Source organism: Ferruginibacter sp., assembly GCF_031430955.1.
Lineage (GTDB): Bacteria > Bacteroidota > Bacteroidia > Chitinophagales > Chitinophagaceae > Ferruginibacter.
On sequence record NZ_JANPCM010000028.1, the window covers coordinates 1 to 21,001 of the forward strand.

At 37.0% G+C, this 21,001-nt stretch carries 15 protein-coding genes; 5 read left to right on the forward strand and 10 right to left on the reverse strand.

Annotated features, from left to right (window positions below):
- The 3 genes from ACY65O_RS00745 to ACY65O_RS00755 form a co-directional block, all read right to left on the reverse strand.
- The coding region (locus ACY65O_RS00745; protein WP_462218933.1) for a DUF1501 domain-containing protein at nucleotides 1-1,053 on the reverse strand (1,053 nt) is incomplete at its 3' end.
- A gap of 113 nt (nucleotides 1,054-1,166) precedes the next feature.
- Complete coding sequence (locus ACY65O_RS00750) at nucleotides 1,167-2,834, reverse strand: DUF1800 domain-containing protein (protein WP_462218934.1); 1,668 nt, start codon at nucleotides 2,832-2,834, stop codon at nucleotides 1,167-1,169.
- Between the two features lie 171 nt (nucleotides 2,835-3,005).
- Nucleotides 3,006-4,184 (reverse strand): acetyl-CoA C-acyltransferase, encoded by a 1,179-nt coding sequence (locus ACY65O_RS00755; RefSeq protein ID WP_462218935.1) that lies wholly within the window; start codon nucleotides 4,182-4,184, stop codon nucleotides 3,006-3,008.
- An 88-nt stretch (nucleotides 4,185-4,272) separates the two neighbouring features.
- On the opposite strand from ACY65O_RS00755, the gene ACY65O_RS00760 reads away from it, so the two are divergent.
- Together ACY65O_RS00760 and ACY65O_RS00765 are read left to right on the forward strand one after the other, a co-directional pair.
- A complete protein-coding gene (locus ACY65O_RS00760; RefSeq protein WP_462218936.1) occupies nucleotides 4,273-5,400 on the forward strand; it encodes a quinone-dependent dihydroorotate dehydrogenase in 1,128 nt (375 codons plus the stop codon).
- Nucleotides 5,401-5,407: 7 nt separating this feature from the next.
- Nucleotides 5,408-6,199: a TerC family protein gene (locus ACY65O_RS00765; RefSeq protein WP_462218937.1), complete on the forward strand. Its 792-nt coding sequence runs from the start codon at nucleotides 5,408-5,410 to the stop codon at nucleotides 6,197-6,199.
- Nucleotides 6,200-6,225: 26 nt separating this feature from the next.
- Here ACY65O_RS00765 and ACY65O_RS00770 read toward each other — a convergent pair whose 3' ends face one another.
- The 3 genes from ACY65O_RS00770 to ACY65O_RS00780 form a co-directional block, all read right to left on the reverse strand.
- Nucleotides 6,226-7,836 (reverse strand): hypothetical protein, encoded by a 1,611-nt coding sequence (locus ACY65O_RS00770; RefSeq protein ID WP_462218938.1) that lies wholly within the window; start codon nucleotides 7,834-7,836, stop codon nucleotides 6,226-6,228.
- A gap of 126 nt (nucleotides 7,837-7,962) precedes the next feature.
- The gene (locus tag ACY65O_RS00775; RefSeq protein ID WP_462218939.1) at nucleotides 7,963-9,354 is read right to left on the reverse strand and encodes a hypothetical protein; all 1,392 of its coding nucleotides are present in this window, start codon (nucleotides 9,352-9,354) and stop codon (nucleotides 7,963-7,965) included.
- A gap of 100 nt (nucleotides 9,355-9,454) precedes the next feature.
- A complete protein-coding gene (locus ACY65O_RS00780) occupies nucleotides 9,455-11,797 on the reverse strand; it encodes a LamG-like jellyroll fold domain-containing protein (RefSeq protein ID WP_462218940.1) in 2,343 nt (780 codons plus the stop codon).
- Between the two features lie 193 nt (nucleotides 11,798-11,990).
- Here ACY65O_RS00780 and ACY65O_RS00785 point away from each other — a divergent pair, with 193 nt between their 5' ends.
- Nucleotides 11,991-13,955 carry a tetratricopeptide repeat-containing sensor histidine kinase gene (locus ACY65O_RS00785; RefSeq protein WP_462218941.1) on the forward strand — a complete coding sequence of 655 codons (1,965 nt, stop codon included), beginning with the start codon at nucleotides 11,991-11,993 and terminating at the stop codon, nucleotides 13,953-13,955.
- A gap of 55 nt (nucleotides 13,956-14,010) precedes the next feature.
- Complete coding sequence (locus ACY65O_RS00790) at nucleotides 14,011-14,643, forward strand: response regulator (protein ID WP_462218942.1); 633 nt, start codon at nucleotides 14,011-14,013, stop codon at nucleotides 14,641-14,643.
- On the opposite strand, the gene ACY65O_RS00795 is transcribed toward ACY65O_RS00790, so the two are convergent.
- The 4 genes from ACY65O_RS00795 to ACY65O_RS00810 form a co-directional block, all read right to left on the reverse strand.
- The gene (locus ACY65O_RS00795; RefSeq protein ID WP_462218943.1) at nucleotides 14,640-15,356 is read right to left on the reverse strand and encodes a 16S rRNA (uracil(1498)-N(3))-methyltransferase; all 717 of its coding nucleotides are present in this window, start codon (nucleotides 15,354-15,356) and stop codon (nucleotides 14,640-14,642) included. The two genes, ACY65O_RS00790 and ACY65O_RS00795, sit on opposite strands and share 4 nt — an antisense overlap.
- A gap of 4 nt (nucleotides 15,357-15,360) precedes the next feature.
- Complete coding sequence (locus ACY65O_RS00800; protein ID WP_462218944.1) at nucleotides 15,361-16,647, reverse strand: esterase/lipase family protein; 1,287 nt, start codon at nucleotides 16,645-16,647, stop codon at nucleotides 15,361-15,363.
- A gap of 75 nt (nucleotides 16,648-16,722) precedes the next feature.
- Nucleotides 16,723-18,294 carry a replicative DNA helicase gene (gene dnaB, locus ACY65O_RS00805; protein ID WP_462218945.1) on the reverse strand — a complete coding sequence of 524 codons (1,572 nt, stop codon included), beginning with the start codon at nucleotides 18,292-18,294 and terminating at the stop codon, nucleotides 16,723-16,725.
- A gap of 140 nt (nucleotides 18,295-18,434) precedes the next feature.
- A complete protein-coding gene (locus tag ACY65O_RS00810; protein WP_462218946.1) occupies nucleotides 18,435-18,581 on the reverse strand; it encodes a hypothetical protein in 147 nt (48 codons plus the stop codon).
- 144 nt (nucleotides 18,582-18,725) lie between these two features.
- On the opposite strand from ACY65O_RS00810, the gene pheT reads away from it, so the two are divergent.
- Nucleotides 18,726-21,001 (forward strand): phenylalanine--tRNA ligase subunit beta (gene pheT / locus ACY65O_RS00815; protein WP_462218947.1); only part of this gene is annotated, 2,276 nt, incomplete at its 3' end.

The following is a 21,001-nucleotide window of genomic DNA, read 5'->3' on the forward strand; positions in this document are numbered from 1 at the left end:
ATCGGTTCCCACACTGCTGTTGCTTTTTATTCTTCTCCCAAATTCACTAAATGTCATACCCACCACCCTGTCTTCTATTTCCAAATAAATTAGATCATCCTGAAAAGCTTTTATAGCATCACTTACCCTACCTAACAAGGTGGCGTGGCCGCCAACAGTTGTATCTGCAACAGTAGTTTGTAAACTATGGGTATCAAAGCCGCCAAAACTTACCATATACACCCTTGTTTTTAAACCGCCTTTAATTAAACGGGCAACAATTTTTAACTGATCGGCTAAACTGTTATTGGTGGGGTAAGAACTTTGTGCCGTTACTTTTCCGGCAGCAAATGTAATCCTTCCGGCATATTGCTGTGTTTGTTTTGCAACGGTGCGTATAAAGCTTAACTCTTTACCAGCCTTCGTTGCAGGAACGGGATCGCTGGTACCATTTATTAACTGATAAAAATTTGTGGCACTTGTAATACTCATGGCCATATTTACGCTTGGCCCCTGTGTGGTTAATGTTGCAGTGCTGCCAATTTGTATGGCTAAGGGATCGGGCACATTTGCATTAGGATAACCATTAGGAAAATTAGGATATTCATAATTCAAATATCGTCCGCCCCAGCCGGTATATACTTCCTGTGCACTGTTGCTTGCCGTCATCCAGATATCTGTTGCCCTAAAGTGGGAAAAGTTGGGCTGCGGATAACCTACAGCCTGTATCACTTTTAATTTAGTATCATTATACATAGTTTGCAAACCTGTCATGGCAGGATGCAAACCTGTATTTGCAAATCCATTTAATTTTAAAATTTTATTTTCGGGTATAGCAATATTTGTACGGGCTGCATTGTATAAACTGTAAGTGCTGATGGGTATTACCATATTCAAACCATCATTACCGCCGGATAATTGAATTATTACCAATACATGATCGGTATTGGTACCGGTACCAATTAATGCCTGTACTAACGGTGAGTTGGCATTTAATGCTTTTACAGCATATCCACTTATTAAAGCAGGCAATGTAACTGCTGCTGATTTTTCTAAAAATTCTCTCCGTTTCATATTGATTTTTTTATAACAGAAAAAGTATTTTTCGTGAGCAGTGAATCTTCAGTTGTGAGCAGCTTATGAGAATCTGAGTGCATTCTCACGACTGACGATTCACTATTCACGTATCAGCTTAACTGATACTCACTTAAATTCATTAAATACCTGAACAGATCTTTTAACCTTGTATTTATAATATTAAAATTTGCTGTAGTGGGGCTGGCAATGTATGCCATCCATGCATTGGTCCAGTAATAATCGTACTGCTGATTGCTTAACAGCATTTGTGTTTTCATTTGCTGTTTTACCTGCGGCGATAAATTTAAACGGTAGAGATATTTCAATGCATCATCAATTAAATCATTAGGATTGCCGGGGTTGGATAGTGTTTTTGCATAGGCTACAAAATCAAACTGCATTTTTATATTATTTCTTGTGTAACCGGTGTTGGTCATTATATCAGTAAACTGGTTACGTTTTGGCAATGAATCTGTGGTTATCCAAATTTCATGAAATGATGGCTCCTGGTAATAAGCTGGCATGCCTGCTACGTTTGCCGGATCATGAATATTAAGGCCCATGTTAAACATAAAAGAATACAGCGTATTCCAATGGCCATAATTAGTATCCCAATCTGTTAGTGCAGGCATTTTTACATCATACTCCCTCATAGATCCAATTACTATATCCGCAGGTGTTTTAATTACACAACCCTGGTTAAGCACATCATAAAAATGTTCGCTCTTAAATAAAGTGGTTAGTACAGGTTTAATATTATAATTGTTGTTGCGGAAAATATCTGCCAACGGCGTAATAACATTTGCTTCTGTTGTGGCATCAATATCATAATATACAAACCAACGGTAAAATTTTCTTACAATAAATTTTGCCACTTCGTTCTGGGCAAAAATCATATTGAGCATATCATTCAGTTCCAAATCTCCTGCGGTTGCGCCTGTTCTTCCGGTAATAAGTGTATTATTATAAAAAGAAGAGAATTGTTTGCTGACCGTACTGTGGCGGCTTGAAGTAAATACGGCTTGGTAAGTGGTACCGTTAATTTGCCAGCCGGTTAAAACTTTAGCTGCTTCTTTTACATCCTGTTCGGTGTATTTGCTGTCGGGGCCTTTGCCCAATGTAAATAATTCCTGCAGTTCCCTGCCATAATTTTCATCGGGTGCTGTTGCTGTATTTAGATAACCGTTTAAATATCGCAACATAGCGATATCAACAGTCATATCTCTTACCAGCTGTTTAAAATTGCCTAAACAATTTTGCCTTATGGTAGTATGCTGCTTATAAACCCAATTAGCATTTCCAACATCGCCTGCTTCGTTACCAAAATGATCTATCCAAAAAAATTGCATTTTTTCTTTAATGCTTCTGTCCTGGTTTATCATCACTCCCGTCCACCATTTTTTATAAGATGAGCGGCGCTGACTTTGTACAGTACCATCACCATTAATATCATTTACCCAGGTGGTGCCTTGTGCAATATTGCTATCGGGTGTACCCGGCTGGGTAGAAGTAACATATTCTTTTACCGGTGGGTTGGGGTCTGGTGCTGTAGGGCTTAATAATTCATCTACACTCTGGCTCATGCTACGGCTAACAAAATAATCTACATCAACTTTTTTAGCACCAAACATGGTTCTCTTTAAAAGATGTATTACTTCGTTGGTGGTCCATGGCCCGGTGTAAGGATTGATGCCGCTTAAAGTTCGGGCAGGCGATGCAAATGTTACCGCACCGGCTTTTTTTGATTTTTTGGCGGTAAGAAAATCTCTTCTATCCATAGCAGTTTATTTGAAAGAGTGGTATAAAAATATTCTGACTAAATAAAAAAATTAAAGTTTAATTGGGAGTTTGCTTTTACAGGATTTGATTTAAGGTAAACTTATTGCCTGTAAAATAATAAATGCCCGTTTAATAACAGGCATTTATTAAACAGCTTAAAGATAATATTATTACTGGATATTTTCAATAATGCCGGCAATTCCCTGCCCGCCCCCAACACAGGCGGTAACAATACCGTATTTTTTGTTTAATCTTTTCATATCGTTAACCAATTGTATGGTTAGCTTACAACCGGTACAGCCTAACGGATGCCCCAATGCAATGGCACCGCCATTAATATTTACTTTGTCGGGGTTTAATTCTAAAGTTCTGATAACTGCCAATGCCTGCGATGCAAAAGCTTCGTTCAATTCAAACAGATCAATATCTGCCAAACTCATTCCAGCCTGTTTTAAAACTTTGGGTACTGCTTCAATGGGGCCTACACCCATAATACGAGGGTGAACACCGGCACTGGCACAATTTACCAAACGGGCAATGGGTTTTAAACCCAGCTCATTTATCATGCGCTCACTCATTACAATTACAAATGCGGCACCATCGCTGGTTTGAGAACTGTTGCCCGCTGTAACACAACCACCTGCAGCAAAAGCAGGTTTTAATTTTGCCAACCCTTCAATTGAGGTATCGGCTCTTACACCTTCATCCGTATCTACAACTTTACTTCTTTTTTGTTTCTTGCCTTTTTCATCCAAATAAATTTCTTCTACATTTATTGGCAGAATACCAGTTTTAAAAAAGCCTGATGTAATGGCATTGCCAGCTTTTAAATGACTGTTGTAACTAAATGCATCCTGATCTTCTCTTGAAACATTGTATTCTTTTGCTACGGCTTCGGCAGTTAAACCCATACTTAAATAAAAATCGGGTTCGTCTTTTACGATAGAATATGATGGTACAGTTTTCCAACCTGCTGTTGGCACCATGCTCATACTTTCGGTACCGCCGGCAATAATACATTCGGCCATGCCCGTTCTTATTTTAGCTGTAGCCATGGCAATACTTTCTAATCCGCTGGCGCAATAACGGTTGATGGTAATACCCGGCGCATGAATACCTACTGCTTTTGCAGAGATCATTCTTGCTACCTGTAAGCCTTGCTCCGCCTCAGGTACAGCGTTACCTACAATTACATCGTCCACTCTTTTTACATCCAGCTGCGGCACACTTGCCAGCAAACCTTTAATTACATCAATGGCCAGATCATCGGGCCTTGTAAATCTAAAGCCACCTTTTTTACTTTTTGTAATAGCGGTTCGGTAACCTGCTACAATGTATGCTTCCTGCATGTTGAAATAGTTGATAGTTAATAGTTGATGGTTGACAGCAAGATCATGTTTTCAATAAACTGTGATCTATCAACCGAATTAGTTGTTTATGCAACTTAATGTCAAAGGTATAATTTCTCCACGAAAACAAAAAACTGAATACAGTAACTTATTTTTGCGCCGCATGTACAAAATTCTTCGTTCGGTTTTATTTTTTTTTGATCCTGAGTGGGTTCATTATTTTTCGATGAACGGATTGAGGTTGCTGTGTAAAATACCGGGGGTAAAAAAATTAATAGCTGCTTCCTTTCACCCCAAAAAAAATATTCAATATTCAATATTCAATATTCAGTATTCAAATAAGGTTGGTCTTGGCGCCGGCTTCGATAAAAACGCCAAATATTTAAATGAACTGGAAGCACTGGGTTTTGGTTTTGTAGAAATTGGAACCGTTACACCCAAGCCGCAGGCTGGTAATGACAAACCAAGATTATTCAGGTTGCCAAAAGACAAAGCTTTAATAAATAGAATGGGTTTTAATAACGACGGCGTTGAAGCAGTTGTTGAAAGATTAAAAGCTTGGAGATTGGACAACGGACAACGGGTAACGGGCAACGAACAACCCCTTATTATCGGCGGAAATATTGGCAAAAACAAATTAACTGCTAACGAAACTGCCTGGAAAGATTATGAAATTTGCTTTACCGCTTTGCATAATTATGTAGATTATTTTGTAGTAAATGTAAGCAGCCCCAACACACCAGGTTTAAGAGAATTGCAGGAAAAAGATTCTTTAAAAAAGATCTTGGCCAACCTTCAAACCTTAAACACTAAACAGCTAAACCCTAAACCAATTCTTTTAAAAATAGCACCCGACTTAACCAACGAACAATTGGATGATGTAATTGATTTGGCTTTAGAAATTAAATTAGATGGCCTTGTTGCAAGCAACACTACAATCAGCCGCTCCAATCTAACGACTGACGATTTACAACTCACGAAAATTGGTTCAGGCGGCTTAAGTGGTTTACCTGTTAAAAAAAGAAGTACCGAAGTAATACAATACATTCATCAAAAAACAAACGGGCAAATACCCATTATTGCAAGTGGCGGTATATTTACCGCAGCGGATGCTAAAGAGAAAATGGAAGCTGGAGCTTCCCTTGTACAGGTGTGGACGGGTTTTATTTACGAAGGACCTGCAATTGTAAAAAATATTTGCAAAGGATTAAATTAAATATAACATGAACGAATTAAACGAACTGTTTACTACGGCGGGCATTACGGGTTTACTGGCACTAACCTTAATGGAAGTAATGCTGGGTATTGATAATGTAATTTTTGTATCCATCATTCTGGGGAAACTTAAAACAGAAAAAGAAAAGAAAAGAGCCAGCAGGATATGGATGATTGCAGGCATGATAATGCGTATTGCTTTGTTATATATTTTAGGCAATTTATTAAATGGAGAAAAAGAATTGTTTAAAATTTGGGAGCACCCGGTTTCTTTAAAAGATATAATTATGGTAGCCGGTGGATTATTTTTAATGGTAAACACCACTTTAGAAATTCATAATAAATTAGAAGGCGAAGACCCCAATGAATCAATAGAAAATAAAAAAACAGGTGTTGGCTTTGCAGCCATCATCCGCCAGATTGTTTTAATAGATTTTATTTTTAGCGTGGATGGCATTATAACATCTGTGGGCATGAGCAAATTGCAGGTAGTACGTTTTGCTGCTGTAATTATATCTATGATTGTGATGTTTATTTTTGCAAGAAGGATAAGTAAATTTATTAATCAGCATCCTACATTTAAAATGCTGGCCTTATCTTTTTTAATTTTAATTGCCTTTACCTTAATTGTAGATGGTGTGCATGTAGAAAAATTTGAAATACCACATGGCTATGTTTATTTTGCGATGGCCTTCTCATTAGGTGTAGAAGTTTTAAATCTTCAATTACGTAAACGCAGTAAAAAACCAGTGGAATTACGATCGCCTCATATTGATGCAGAGCAGCAAAAGATTTTGTAAATTATTTTTTACAATTTATTAGAAATTTATCTCACCCTGTACCAGGCACCTGGTGTTGCCTGTAATGTAATGCTGGTATTGGCTGGTATGGTTGAAACAGCTGTGTTTGTAAAATCCCTGTATTGAAAATTTGTTACATGGTTAAAGTTATTTTGATTTACCAGCGTGTATTCTCTTTTCATTACTGTATTTGTTAATGGAAGATTAACCATTATTGGTGAAACAACCGGGCTGTTTAATATTATGGTATGATCATTTTCATCTAACGTTGTTGTTGCTGTTACTATTCTTATTGCATTACCAAAAGATCCGTTTACATCCAATTTACTTAATGGAATGAAAGGCAAAGTATTAATACCAACGCTGCCGTTATCATCAATTATAACTCTTGTATTATTACCTCCGGTTCTTAATTGTATGGTACTGTCGGCTGTAAAAATAATACCGCTTTTAATTAATGTTGCTGCATTGCCAGCTAACATTCCGGTTTCGTTTGCATCGGGACTTAATAATTGTATATAGTTTGATACATTATCTTCAAATAAACTGATCCTGTTGGAAGGCATATTTAAAACATTACCCGTACTTCCCCTGCTTACATGCAATGCTGCTTTTGGTTTGGTTGTTCCTATGGCTACATTCACATTTGCAGTGGCACTGTTTACCCCATTGATACTACCCAACACCATCGCATTACTAGTATCAACCTGTGTAAAAGCACCAATGGCTGCAGCATTTTGCAAACTATCTAACGCAGAATAAGCATTTCCTCCAAGGAATGTATTGTTATTTCCAATACGCAAAGTAACGCCTGCATAAAAGCCGCTGGCTGTATTAAAATTACCTGTTTTCTTGTTGCCTAAAGATCCTGCTCCCATTGCAGTATTACCAACACCCGTTGTATCATTAACTAATGAAAATGCGCCAATTCCAACATTTTGTTCGCCGGTTAATATTTTATTCATTGCCTGGTAACCTACTGCAACACTCCCAAAACCACCGCCACTGTTCGAAACAAAATTCTGCAATGTAAATGCACCTACAGCAATATTACCAATTTGCGACTGGTGCTTTTTTAATGCCTTATAACCAATAGCGATGCTGTAATCGGAAGATGCAGGAGATACAACACTCCCTATATCTGCCAATGCGCTGTCTCCAATGGCTATTGAATTCTGCATGGCCCCAGGCTTTTGAATTCCGGCCCGGTCGCCCATTAAATAGTTGCCTTTATTTATATCCCACTGGCCAAGGTATTGTCCATTTTGCTTAAAGCGCAAAGGCATATTATCTGTAGTGCCAATAAAATTTACCGCTGTATCGGTACCTGCGTTTCCCTTTGTTTTCCAGCCGGCATTGGCTAAAGCTTCCAGCCAAAGCCAGTTGCTGCCATCGTGATAATGAAAGCCAATACTATCGGGTGCATTTTGATAAATCAATAAACCTGTGGCAGGTGAAGTAATCGCATTTTTTTCTGGCTTACTCATTCTGGGAATTAATAATCCTTTGGTAGTACTTTTCACATCCAGCAAAGCGCTGCTGCTGGCAACACTGCCATCGGTATTAATTGCAACAGATTGTGCAGGCAATAAAGTATGAAGAAAAATAAATGCAAGAAAAAAAATTGATTGTTTCATTTTTTATTTATTTCTATCAATGTAAATTTTAAAATTATTTTCTACAAGATTTATTGTATTACTGCAATAAAAAAATCCATTGCCGCCAGATCAATTGGTGCTGCTGTTGTATTTACAAATCTTACTTCAACTGTATTTGCTGCTGATACCCTTGCAGATGCCATTACCATTCCTGCATTTAGTGTACCACCAGGCGAAACCATAGCCACTGCGCCAATTACTGCATTTGGAATATTTAAATGTAAATGCTGCAGTTGTAACCGCAGCAACTGGCGGAACATTTGCATTTACAGTAACTTTAATTACATTAGTTAAAACAGTACCGGCAGCACCCAATTTAAAATCTCCATTCACATCAATTTTTGCTGCAGGTGCCCCCGTACCTATACCCATATCGCCAACTTTTGTAATGGTTACACGGGTGCTGTTACCACCGGCTCTAAATAATAAAGCGCTGTCAATTGAAAATATTATTGCGCTGCGAATTGTTGTTGAAGCATTACCGGAGAGCAGCCCGGCTTCTCTGTTATTGGGGTTGGAAAATTGCATATAAGCATGATCATTATCTTCCATAATGATACCGGCTTTGGCATTAAAACTTCCTCCTGATGCCGCATTATTAATTATATGAACAGGTGCAAAGGGGCTGGTGGTATTAACGCCTAAAGATCTGTTTGGCCCCATTGTAAATCTTCCTTTAATATCAACATCTCCGTTAGAACTAATGATACATTGCGTAACACCCGATTTGTTTTGAAAGTCCCAGAAGGAACCAAAATCATTTGTGTTTCTGAATTGCATACGGTGGTCTTCATATTTAATGTAAGCCGTATCAATACTGTTAAATATAGAGTTTAATGCAATGTGCTGATCTAAAGAATTTTGATTAATAATTTGCAAAGCTGCCTGCGGATTCGTGGTACCAATACCTATACGTCCATTAGCAGCTACTGTAAAAGCATTTTTGCGGTTATTGTTAGCTGTTCCATTACCTACTGCAAACAGCGTTGGAGTATATACGCCTTGCGAAAAAAACATATCGCTTGTATCATTAAAAGTTCCCAATACCATTCCATCACTAAACCGTGAAAATGTATTATTACCAAATGCAGCAGACCGCTGCCCTTCCGCTACAGTATTAAAACCTGATGCAAAAGAAAAACCTCCGCTGGCATTTGTTCTAAACCCCGATGCAAAAGAATTTTCACCTTTAGCTTTTGTATCGTATCCAGTAGCAAAAGAATAAACACCGGTACTGTCTTTATCCCAATTTAAACCATCCACATATCCCGACCGGAAGGCTGCTTTATCGCTGTACCACATCATTCTGGTACCGATACCCGATAGCGGTGGATTGCCGGGTATTACCGGTAAGGTTGAAGCAGAAAATAAAACACTACTGTCTTTTACATGCAGCATTGCCTGTGGTGCAGTGGTGTTGATACCCACTTTACCCACCTGTGCATTTACAATAGAAAATATAAATGTGAGAATAGTAAATGATAGAATTTTTTTCATGTTTATTTTTTTAAAAATCATGAATTTTAAACGTAAAATAAAAGAAGCTGCCTTTTATAAAAACTTGGCAGCCTCTTTGGGATGGTTTAATGGTTATAAATTATTGTTTTAAAAATTTTGCTGTAAATGTTTCCAATCCGGAATTTAATACAAGTACATAATTACCTTTTGCCAGTGCAGTAATATTAATTTCTACTAAATTGGCGGCGGCGGTATTCACTTGTTGATAAACCAATTTGCCTGCAGCATCATAAATACTGCTCATCCATTTTAATGATGAACCGGGTATTTGAATTTTTAATTTATCAACTACAGGATTGGGGTAGATGGTTATATTTATTTTAGAGCTGAATAAAATTTTAACTGTATTGGAATATTCAAACTTAGCATCAATATCTACCTGCTTCAAGCGATATAAATTAACACCACCGGAAGGGCTAACATCTTCAAAACTATATTGATTAATACCCGATCTGTTTAATGCAGTTACTGTTCCTATCTTTTTAAAATCAATCCCGTTAACACTTCTTTCCACTTCAAAATGCGAAGTGTTTATTTCGTTGTCGGTTTTCCAGTTTAATGAAACTGATTGCTGCTGTTTGTGAGCCATAAAGCTTATCAGCTTTAATGGTAATGATCCGCTTAACTGGCCCAAAATATATTCGGTGCTTTCACCTGTTACAGTAATCATATTGGCAGGTTCGTTTGGTATGGCTATCATAGTACTCCAACCGACAGCAGCATTATCAGTTCTTTTATTTAACCGCAATTGCGATTCTATTGCCGGATTTACAAATGGGTTACCATTGTAGTTATACACGGCAGTATATTGTGGTGTAGTTCCATTTACCTGAAACACGCCAAAGTATTTATTATTTTCTCCCACACCACTTGCCCCTGTTAGTGAATTGGGTTTTTCATTTACCAGATATACTTGTATTCCATCCGGTGAACCTGAAGTAGAACTAACGGTAAGGTTTTCGCCAGTGGCATGTGTGAGTGAAGCGTTTTTTATAGCATTTACATAATCGTGGCTGCTGGAATTGCCAATGGCTGCGCCGCTTGTTACTCTTGTGGGGCTGTTGGCTAATGTACCATTGTTAGCATTTACAGTTCCATCAAATGCTGTTGTACCTGTACTTTCGTCAAAATTATAGTAGGCAACCAAGTTGGAGTATAAGGCATCGGCAGATGTAATTTTTTTACACATCCTGTCACGGATTTGAGATTCGGTTAGGGTTGTATTCCAAAATCTAATTTCATCTATCTGGCCAGTTAATGGGCTAATTCCTGTAGCTCTTATACCGGCCAGTACATTAGTGGTATTACTTACTGTACCCGATGCAAAATCAGTTGTTGAACCCTGTAAAATACCATCTTTAAATAATCGTAAATTATTATCTTCTTTGTGCAGGGCTACATGGTGCCATTTATTATCGTTTGCATTGATAAAAAAGAGGTCTTTAAAAGTTGCCCCGTCCGACCTTAGAAATTGGAATACGCCATTACTTACACCACTTGAACTATTATAAATTTGAAATAAATAAGGAGTTTTTGCCCCTCCTGCACCGGAATATTTTTCCAGTATAGAATTGGTTACGTTGCTAAGGTTATTTTGATTTACCGGCAACTTAAGCCAAAAGTCGATGGTGAAATTTTGATTGATTTCAAAATTCAGATTGTTGTTATGGGGTATTACAACATTTTCTGAGCTTCCTGCAAAGCTCATTGCATTACCACTGCCGGGTTTTTGAATTTGACTGCTTGAAGCATATTCTTGCTGTATCTGCAGGGCAGTTAATGCTACATTGTAAATTTTTACTTCGTCAATTTTGCCATTCCAGTCATGTGTGTTTGCTGTTCCTTGCCCCCCAATTTCAAACAAAGCAGTTGGTACATTAGGTGTGGCGTTGGAAGTATTTGGAGTCTGCGTTCCATTCAGGTAAAACTTAGTTACAACAGTTTCTCTCACCATTACTACATGATACCAGGTGTTGATTGTTGGAAAAACCGAACCGCTGTTAAGCCATGAAACCAAATTGTATAAGCCTCCTAATCCGCTTCCGTTTCCAATACCATTGCTGTTGCCCATGCCCATATTGTAACCGTCAACCCCGGTTCCAATGTTAATAATCATTCGGTTAAATTGATTTGCAGGATCAAATACAGCCGGATTAACCCAGGCCATTAATGTAAAGTTGTTTGTATTCGTCATAGGCAGTGAGGCAAAAAAAATACCGTCGTCCACACCATCAAAACTATAAGCACTGTTTGCTTTACCAAACCGGTCGGTGGTAAGGGAGGCACCATTTGTAGGTGTACCATGGTTAATACCAATAGCATCGTTGGCATTACCATTAAAAGGATAATAGGCCACGGGAGTTTGTGCTATTGCAAACAGATTAACCAGTAAAACAAAAGAGAAAAGTAAAATCTTTTTCATAACAAATATTTTTAGTAAGGTTTGTTTTGTAAAAGTGGAAAAATATAAAGCCGCAAACAATACCTGAGTTCAGGTATTTATCCAAAAAAAAATACCTGAACTCAGGTAGAAACAAAATGCATATTATAAGCTTAATTTTATAAAAATTTATGTGTTGAGAAAAACGGGTGGGTACATATTGTTATTGATATGCTTGTTATATCAGTTCAACTCGTTTGGGCAGGATAAAAAAATACAAGACAGCCTTTTTGTTACTGCCAATAAACAAACCCCTGATACCAATTCGGTAAAAGCATTACAAGCTATTCAGCGTAATTTTTTTAATGCCGGCTTGTTCGATTCTACTTACAAGTATGCACAGCAAACAATTGCACTGGCTAAAAAAATAAATGATACCAAAGGACTGGCTAAAGCGCATTACAGCATGGGGCTTGTATGCACTAATCTTTTTAAATACGACAGTGCCGTAAAATATATTGGCCTTGCTGAAACTCAAGCACTGCAGTTAAACGATTCTTTTTTATTAGCCAATTGCTACAATACCCTGTCGATGATGGAGCGTTACAAAGCTGCCTATAATAACTCATTAACCTATGCTTTACAAAGTGCTGCTATTGCAGAAAAAGCTATGGACTCTGCATTGATTAAATTGCTGCCAAAAATTTACTATAATATTTATGGCGCACTGGTTGGAGAAAATCAATTTGAAAAAGCCATCACCTATGCTAAAAAAGCTTTACTGTTTACCAACTACCCTGATGAGCAACGGTATAAAATTTTATTACACTCAGCAATCTCAGATGCCTACATCAACCTTAAACAAACAGCTACTGCAAAACCTTTTTTAGATACTGCAGTTGCACTTACTAAAAACTTCGACAACATTGTGTTGAAAATGTTAACTGCCAGTTCGGAAGGATTTTATTATGATCAAACAGCTGATTATGAAAAGGCATTGGCCGCTTATCATTTATCTTATCAATATGCCGATAACAATAACAACAATTATTTAAAAGCAGAAGCAGGAGATAATCTTGCTGCTATTTATTATAAAATAAAAAAATATACCGAAGCAAATCGTTTTGCAAGCGTAGCCAACACAATCGCTTTGTCGGTAAATCATATTAAAGTAGCCGCAAGCACTTTTAATACTTTAAAAAATACAGCAGAGGCTAAGGGTGATTATAAAAAAGCTTTACAGTATGCAGAGCAATTTAAAATTTATGCCGATAGTGCTACTAACGAAGCTACTCAAAAAACAACCTTGTCTTTAGAGAGCAAATACCAATCGCAAAAAAAAGAAAAAGAAATTGGTGAATTAAAAATTGCGAATGCAGAAAAAGAATTAACCGCAGTAAAGCGCAACAGGTTTTTATTAATTGGTAGTTTAAGTGCTGCGGCCATTATGCTGATACTTGCTTTAATGTACCGTAACAGCAACAGCAAAAAAATACTGGCTTTAAAAGAACATGATATTCAAAAAGAACAAATTAAATTTTTAGAAGGGCAGCAACAGGTAATTTCTTTACAAAGTATGGTTAACGGACAAGAGGCAGAACGTACCCGTATTGCAAAAGACCTGCATGATGGATTGGGAGGATTATTCAGCACCATGAAAATGTATCTTAGTACCTTGCAGCACGAGCAGGAAAAATTAAAGGAGAATACACTGTTTAATAAAACTTACGAATTAATTGATACCGCCAGCGAAGAGGTACGCCGCATTGCTCACAACATGATGCCAGAAGTTTTAGCTAAGTTAGGATTAATACCTGCCATACAGGATATGTGCAGCAATATAAGTTCGGGTAAATTGATGCAGGTAAAATTACAATCGTACGGCATGGAGCAAAGGCTGAAAGCTTCTGCAGAAATTATGTTATACCGTATTGTGCAGGAACTTTTGAGCAACATCATTAAACATGCCCAGGCAACAGAAGCTATTGTACAATTTAACCAGGATGCAGGAAGACTAATGGTTACAGTAGAAGATAATGGCATTGGATTTAATCAGTATTACATAGATAATAAAAAACATAGCGGCCTGGGAATTATTAAAAGCAGGGTTAATTATTTACACGGCACAATTGCTATTGACAGCAGAGAGAAAGTTGGAACAACTGTGGTGATGGAGTTTTTGTTGGAAGAAAACGTTTAGGAGTTTAGGGTTTAGAAGTTTAGTTAAATTTTGTAAAAGACTAGTATTAATTAAAATGATAAACATACTTATTATTGATGATCATCCACTGGTTACCGACGGCATACAAATGATGCTGAAAGATGCCAGCTATTTATCTATTGTTGGTAAAGCTAAAAATGGTGCCGAGGCTATAGCCTTTTTAGAAAACAATGAACCGGAAATAATTTTGCTGGATATCAGTTTGCCCGATATTGACGGACTGCAACTATGCGATAAAATAAGAGCAAAAAATAAATACAGTAAGATATTGGGCCTTACTTCTGCCAATGATGCTTCTATAATTACGCAATTGTTACATCGTGGTGCCAATGGTTATTTATTAAAAAACATGGAACGCAGCGAATTACTGGAAGCTATTGATAAAGTAATGGACGGTAAAATATTTTTAAGCAAGGCTGCTAATGAAAGGGTGTTAGAACAATTCTCTTCTGTATCTACAGCATTAAACGGCTTGCCTGCATTAACCCGTAGAGAAAAAGAGTTACTGCAATTATTAGAAGAAGGATTAAATGGTCCGCAAATTGCCGAAAAATTATTCATCAGTCACTTTACAGTAGAAACGCACCGCAAAAATTTAATGCAAAAATTAAATACAAACTCTACACAGCAATTATTAAAATTGGCAAGAGAAAAAAAACTGGTTTAAGCGTTACCAATACAGAGTAAAGTAGCTGCAACTACTCCTGCTGTTTCGGTTCTTAATCTGGTTTCGCCTAATGCGACAGGTATAAAATTATTTTGTAAAGCCAGTTCAATTTCATTTTTTGTAAAATCTCCTTCGGGGCCAATTAAAATCAGTTTATTAGTTGATTGGTTTATTAGTTTATTGATAAGTGGTTGTTTATTATTTTCATCTTCGCAATGTGCAATATATTTTTTTTCAATTTTTGATTGATTAATTAGCGTTACTAATTTTACCGGCTTATGCAAAACAGGCAACCAGCACTGCTGACTTTGCAACATGGCACTTACTAAAATGCTTTTCATCCGCTCTATTTTAAAATTTGTTTTTTCTGTACGTTCACAAACCAATGGAATAATTTCTGTAACGCCGATCTCTGTTGCTTTTTCTAAAAACCATTCAAAGCGGGTAGTGTTTTTTATAAGCGAAATAGCAATAGAGATTTTAGATTTATGATTTGCGATTTCAGATTTTTTTATGATTGTTACTGCACATTTTTTTCGGTTATCCTCTGTAATTTCTGCTGTAAATAAATTTCCTTTACCGTTGGTAAGCTGTAACTGTTCGCCATTTTGCATACGCAATACCTGCACAATATGTTTGCTGGTGGCTTCGTCCAGCACAACATTTGTAGTTGTTAAATTAATATCTTCTTTATAAAAAAACGGTAGCGCCATATAGTTAATTAAATACTACAATCATAATTCCATCTTTACTTTTTCGCTTTGGCAATACAATGCTTCTTCCATTATAATAAATACGCATTGTTTTATTTTCATCAGCTTTAATAAATACATCTGCTCCAGCTAAAAATGGTGCTGCCGATAACGATTTTAATGCTTTGCCGCTGGTCACTTCATCGCCATCGTCAAATAAAAAACAGGCAATAGCAGTTTTGTTTGCAGGCATAAGTGCAGGTAATGATAATGGTATAGAATCTATTGCCAAACTATCTCTACCGGCAATAATTGCATTATTTGCACTAAAAATAACCAACGCCGTTTGCTTATCATCGTTTGGTATATTTCCGAGCATTGCAGCTGCCATACCACTTGCAGGCAATGCCCTTAAATAAATATTTTTGTTATTGCTCACCAGTGGCTCAAAATAATAAAATAGCTTTCTGCCTTTTGATGGATGTACTTCAAACTCGGTATAGCTATCTTTATTCAGGTTAAATGCAAAACTTCCATCCTTACCAAATACCGTCCAGTTTACATAATCGCCTGATGGGGCTGAATTTTTTGTGGGATAATGTTCTCCAGTTTTTGGATTAAAAATATTTACTCTAAAACTATCATAAGCCAGTGGTGTATTTTCTGCTAATACTACTCCTTTACCACCAATTATTTTATAATGCGCTTTTGATAGAACAAGATCAGTATTTACATTTTTTTTAGAGCCGGTAAAAAAAGAATACATCGCCGAAAATGTTGTTCCGCTTGTAGCAACCTGCATGTGATCGTTACCCGTTTGTTTTATATTAATTGCTCCAGCAATATCTCCACCGTTTTTCATTACCTTATCATCCGTACTGTAAATATTCATTGTGGGCACTTCATTATTTTTTCCTGCAGGTGCTTTCATTTTTATGCTCCCAATATGAATGTATTTAGCCACTTTTAATGCCTGCAAACTATCTTTTAAAAAATTATAACAAACTCCGCCGCCAGCAGAGTGGCCAACTAAATTAACTTTTTGAGCATTTGTTTTTTTTAAAACATCATCAATAAAATTATTTAATAAACTGCCGGTGCCTGAGCTTCCGCCAACACTATTCCAATCAAATACAAAAAGCCTGTCTTCGCAAAAACCATTGTTAGTAAAGCGTTGTATTTGTGTGGCCCAATTATCGCCGCTGCCCATAAAGCCATGTACAAAAACAACAGGTAAATAGTTATCAGTACATTTTATCTGTGCAAATAATATTTGATTAAAAAGAAGAAGTATAAAAAATATCTTTTTCATTGTACATCAAACTTAACAAAAAAAATGAAGGAATATTAGTTCCTCCATTTTCATTTTTACTTATTCATTAATATTTTAAAACGGTGCCTCATCATCAAACTCCCCGTCATTCATCTTACTGCCTTTTTGTATGTACAGTTTAGCACCATCGCCACCATCTAAGCCTGCAACGGGTTTCCAGTTGCCTCCACCACCTGATGGTGCACTGCCGCCACCAAAGTCGCTGCCACCTTCATCTTCAATAAACTTTTGAATATGCAGTAAGGCTTTTAATTTAATAGTATCCAAACTACCATTACGGTGCTTGGCAATCTTTACATAAGTTTCACCTTTATTGCTTTCGCCAAATTCGTTGGCGGTAATATCATAATATTCGGGGCGGTATAAAAACATTACCATATCAGCATCCTGTTCAATTGCACCCGATTCTCTTAAATCACTCAACTGCGGAATTTTATTGCCTTCTTTTCTTTTTTCTACTTCCCTGCTTAACTGCGATAAAGCAATAATGGGTACCTGTAACTCTTTGGCCAATCCTTTTAAATCTCTCGATATTTTACTTATTTCCTGCTCCCTGTTACCATTTCTGTTTTCGCCGGCGCCACTCATTAATTGTAAGTAGTCAATTATTATTAACCCCACATTATGTTTATTTTTTAGCCTGCGGCATTTCGCCCTCAATTCAAAAATATTCAATGCAGCTGTATCATCAATAAATATTGGTGCTTTACTTAAGCGTTCAATACCTTTTTTATACAATTGCTTCATTTCATGTTCTTCCAGTTTTCCCCGGGCAATTTTCTCTAACCATATCTCACTCTCGGCACTTAGTATACGCTGCACCAGCTGACTGCTGCTCATCTCCAAACTAAAAAAACCAACGGCTGTAGGTTTGGTAGGGTGCAAGGCCGCAGTACGGGCAAGGTTTAGTGCAAATGCAGTTTTACCAACCGATGGCCTTGCAGCCAGTACAATCAAATCGGTAGGCTGCCATCCGTAAGTTAATTTATCCAACGATGCAAAGCCGGTTGGCACACCGGTAATGTCTTCCTGCCTGTTCCGCATATCTTCAATACGCTGAATAGTTTTTACCAAAACGGTATCAATGCTGTCGAAGTTTTTACGCAAATGACTATTGGTAATTTCAAATAATTTTCCTTCGGCCTCATCCAGCATGTCAAAGACATCGGTGCTGTCTTCATAAGCATCACCAATAATTTCACCGCTTATTCTTATTAATTCTCTTTGAATAAATTTTTGTAAAACAATTCTGCTGTGGGCATCAATATTGGCAGAGGATACAACCGCATTGGTAAGTTTGGTAACAAAATATGGCCCGCCAACAATATCCAGTTCTTCCCTGAATTTTAATTCTTCCACCACCGTTAATAAATCTATTGGTAAACTTTTTATAGCCAGGCCCTGCATGGCTTTATAAATGCGCTGGTGAGCATCTACATAAAAACATTCGGGTTTTAATATTTCCACTACGGTATCGAATGCACTTTTTTCCAGCATTATTGCACCAAGCACTGCTTCTTCCAGTTCTTTGGCCTGAGGCGGCACTTTACCATACATCATAGAAGTAAGGTCGGGTGGCGATTTACGGCGTAGTTTTTTATCTTTATTATAATTGGTTAGTTCCATGTTTAGTTTGCTGGTTAAGGTGGTTATTTTTTACAGGGCGGCTAAGATAAATGCAAAAACCATTTGGTTTATTAACATTTAGTAATTCTACTATTTTTATATTCATTCTCCACACCTAATGCACAGGCAAATGTACTTTATTAACCGGTTATAAACAGGGTTGTTAACATATAAAAATCAACATCGGTGGTATTATATTGTAAGATATCAACAACAATATTTTGGAATTTTGTTTTTTCTTCACCACCACTTTTTTTTACCCACTTGTAAAAATCAAACTTAATCATTAGTTTATGTTCTGCTTAAATAACAGTATATATTTTTCGTAACCATTTTTAAGATAGTTTGCTTTTGGAAAGGGCTGTTGTTACTAATAAGGGTAGCGGCAAAAAAAACTATCTTTGCCCAAATTGTAAAAAATAAAAAGATAAATGACGATTAGTTATAACTGGCTGAGTGAATATTTACCCGAAAAAATTGAAGCGGAAAAATTAAGTAAGATTTTAACTGCTATTGGGCTTGAAGTAGAAAGTATGGAGCCCTATGAAGAAGTTAAAGGCGGATTAAAAGGCCTGGTAATTGGCGAAGTAATAACCTGTGAAAAGCATCCGGACGCTGATAAATTATCTTTAACTACAGTAAATATTGGCACAGCCGATCCTTTACAAATTGTTTGCGGCGCACCAAATGTTGCGGTAGGGCAAAAAGTAGTGGTGGCAACAATTGGCAGCACCATTTATCCATCTACCGGCGAACTATTAACGATGAAGAAAGCAAAAATTCGTGGCGCCGAAAGCCACGGAATGATTTGCGCCGAAGATGAAATTGGCCTTGGCCAAAGTCACGCCGGTATTATGGTATTACCAGCCGATGCAAAAGTGGGCACCCCTGCTGCAGAATATTTTAATACTTACAACGATATTATTTTTGAAATTGGCTTAACCCCCAACCGCATGGATGCTATGAGCCATTTGGGTGTGGCAAAAGATGTGTGTGCTTATTTATCGCATCATCATAAAAAAGATACGCATGTAAAATCTCCTTTTAAAAATAATTTTAAGGCAGACAGTCAAAATTTAAAAATTGATGTAACTATTGAAAACGAAACAGCCTGCCAGCGGTACAGCGGTGTTACCATTGCCGGTGTTACTATTGCCGAAAGCCCAAAATGGCTGCAGCAAAAATTAAAAAGTATTGGCTTGCGTCCGATAAATAATATTGTTGACATTACTAATTTTATTTTACACGAAACCGGCCAGCCCCTTCATGCTTTTGATGCCAATAAAATTACCGGCAACAAAGTAATTGTAAAAAATGTACCAGAGTCAACAGCTTTTATAACGCTGGATGAAAAAGAAAGAAAATTATCAGCAGAAGATTTAATGATTTGTAATGCTGATGCACCTATGTGTATTGGCGGTGTGTTTGGCGGCTTGCACAGTGGCGTAACTGCTTCAACAAAAAATATTTTTTTAGAAAGTGCCTGGTTTAACCCTGTTACCATCCGCAAAACATCTTTGCGCAATGGCCTGCGTACAGATGCGGCGGCACGTTTTGAAAAAGGTGTGGACATCAGCAACACCGTAAATGTGCTTAAACGGGCGGCAATAATGATAAAAGAAATTGCCGGAGGCGAAATTGCAAGCGATGTTATTGATGTATATCCCGACCCTAAACAAAAAACAGAAGTAGGATTAAAATATCATTACTTAAAAAAATTAAGCGGCAAAAATTACCATGGCGATACTATAAAAAACATTTTAACCAGCCTTGGTTTCGAAATGATAAAAGAAGGCATGGACGAACTGTTTGTAAAAGTGCCTTTCAGTAAACCCGACATAACCATTGCGGCAGATCTGGTAGAAGAAATAATGCGTATTGATGGACTGGATAATGTAGAGATACAGCAAATGATTACCATTGCACCTTCGGTGGAAACACTGGCGCATGAAACTATTTACCAGGAAAAAGTTGCAGCATATTTAACAGGGCTGGGCTTTAATGAAATTTTTACCAACAGTATTACCAACAGTGCTTATTTTACGGAACAAATATTGCAGGGTACTGTAAAAATGATCAATAATTTAAGTGAAGAGTTGAATGTTATGCGGCCATCAATGCTGGAAACAGGTTTAGAAACCATAACCCACAATTTAAACCGCAAAAACAGTAACCTTCGTTTTTTTGAATTTGGCAAAACTTATTCAACTGATGGTATTGGCAGTTATGCAGAAAAAAATCATTTGAGTTTATTTGTTACCGGTGCTAAAGCCGAAACAGCATGGAATAACAAAACTCAAAAAACAGATTTTTATTTAATAAAAGGTGTGATAGAAAAAATTGCAGCGTTAACAGGCGTATCAATAAATGAATTTTTGATTGAGGAAAATGAAAAATTAAACAACGCCGTTGCTGTTAAAATAAAAAATGAACCTGTTGCTGTAATGGGCGAAGTAAATAAAAAAACAGCCGATAAATTCGATTGCAAACAACCCGTTTTTTACGCCGATATTGATTGGGATACATTAATGCGGTTAAATAAAAAGAATACGATCAGTTTTAAAGAAATTTCAAAATTTCCGGCGGTGCACAGGGATTTGGCTATTGTAGTTGATAAGAGTATTTTGTATCAGCAAATTGAAAAAGCAACTTTTGCAACAAAAGTTAACAAACTAAAAAATGTTAGTCTGTTCGATGTTTTTGAAAG

Excerpts from the sequence above, each read along its gene's own strand:
- ACY65O_RS00750 (WP_462218934.1), bottom strand. The coding sequence starts at position 2,834 with ATGGATAGAAGAGATTTTCTTACCGCCAAAAAATCAAAAAAAGCCGGT.
- ACY65O_RS00755 (WP_462218935.1), bottom strand. The coding sequence starts at position 4,184 with ATGCAGGAAGCATACATTGTAGCAGGTTACCGAACCGCTATTACAAAA.
- ACY65O_RS00760 (WP_462218936.1), top strand. The coding sequence starts at position 4,273 with ATGCAACTTAATGTCAAAGGTATAATTTCTCCACGAAAACAAAAAACT.
- ACY65O_RS00765 (WP_462218937.1), top strand. The coding sequence starts at position 5,408 with ATGAACGAATTAAACGAACTGTTTACTACGGCGGGCATTACGGGTTTA.
- ACY65O_RS00770 (WP_462218938.1), bottom strand. The coding sequence starts at position 7,836 with ATGAAACAATCAATTTTTTTTCTTGCATTTATTTTTCTTCATACTTTA.
- ACY65O_RS00775 (WP_462218939.1), bottom strand. The coding sequence starts at position 9,354 with ATGAAAAAAATTCTATCATTTACTATTCTCACATTTATATTTTCTATT.
- ACY65O_RS00780 (WP_462218940.1), bottom strand. The coding sequence starts at position 11,797 with ATGAAAAAGATTTTACTTTTCTCTTTTGTTTTACTGGTTAATCTGTTT.
- ACY65O_RS00790 (WP_462218942.1), top strand. The coding sequence starts at position 14,011 with ATGATAAACATACTTATTATTGATGATCATCCACTGGTTACCGACGGC.
- ACY65O_RS00795 (WP_462218943.1), bottom strand. The coding sequence starts at position 15,356 with ATGGCGCTACCGTTTTTTTATAAAGAAGATATTAATTTAACAACTACA.
- ACY65O_RS00800 (WP_462218944.1), bottom strand. The coding sequence starts at position 16,647 with ATGAAAAAGATATTTTTTATACTTCTTCTTTTTAATCAAATATTATTT.
- dnaB (WP_462218945.1), bottom strand. The coding sequence starts at position 18,294 with ATGGAACTAACCAATTATAATAAAGATAAAAAACTACGCCGTAAATCG.
- ACY65O_RS00810 (WP_462218946.1), bottom strand. The coding sequence starts at position 18,581 with ATGATTAAGTTTGATTTTTACAAGTGGGTAAAAAAAAGTGGTGGTGAA.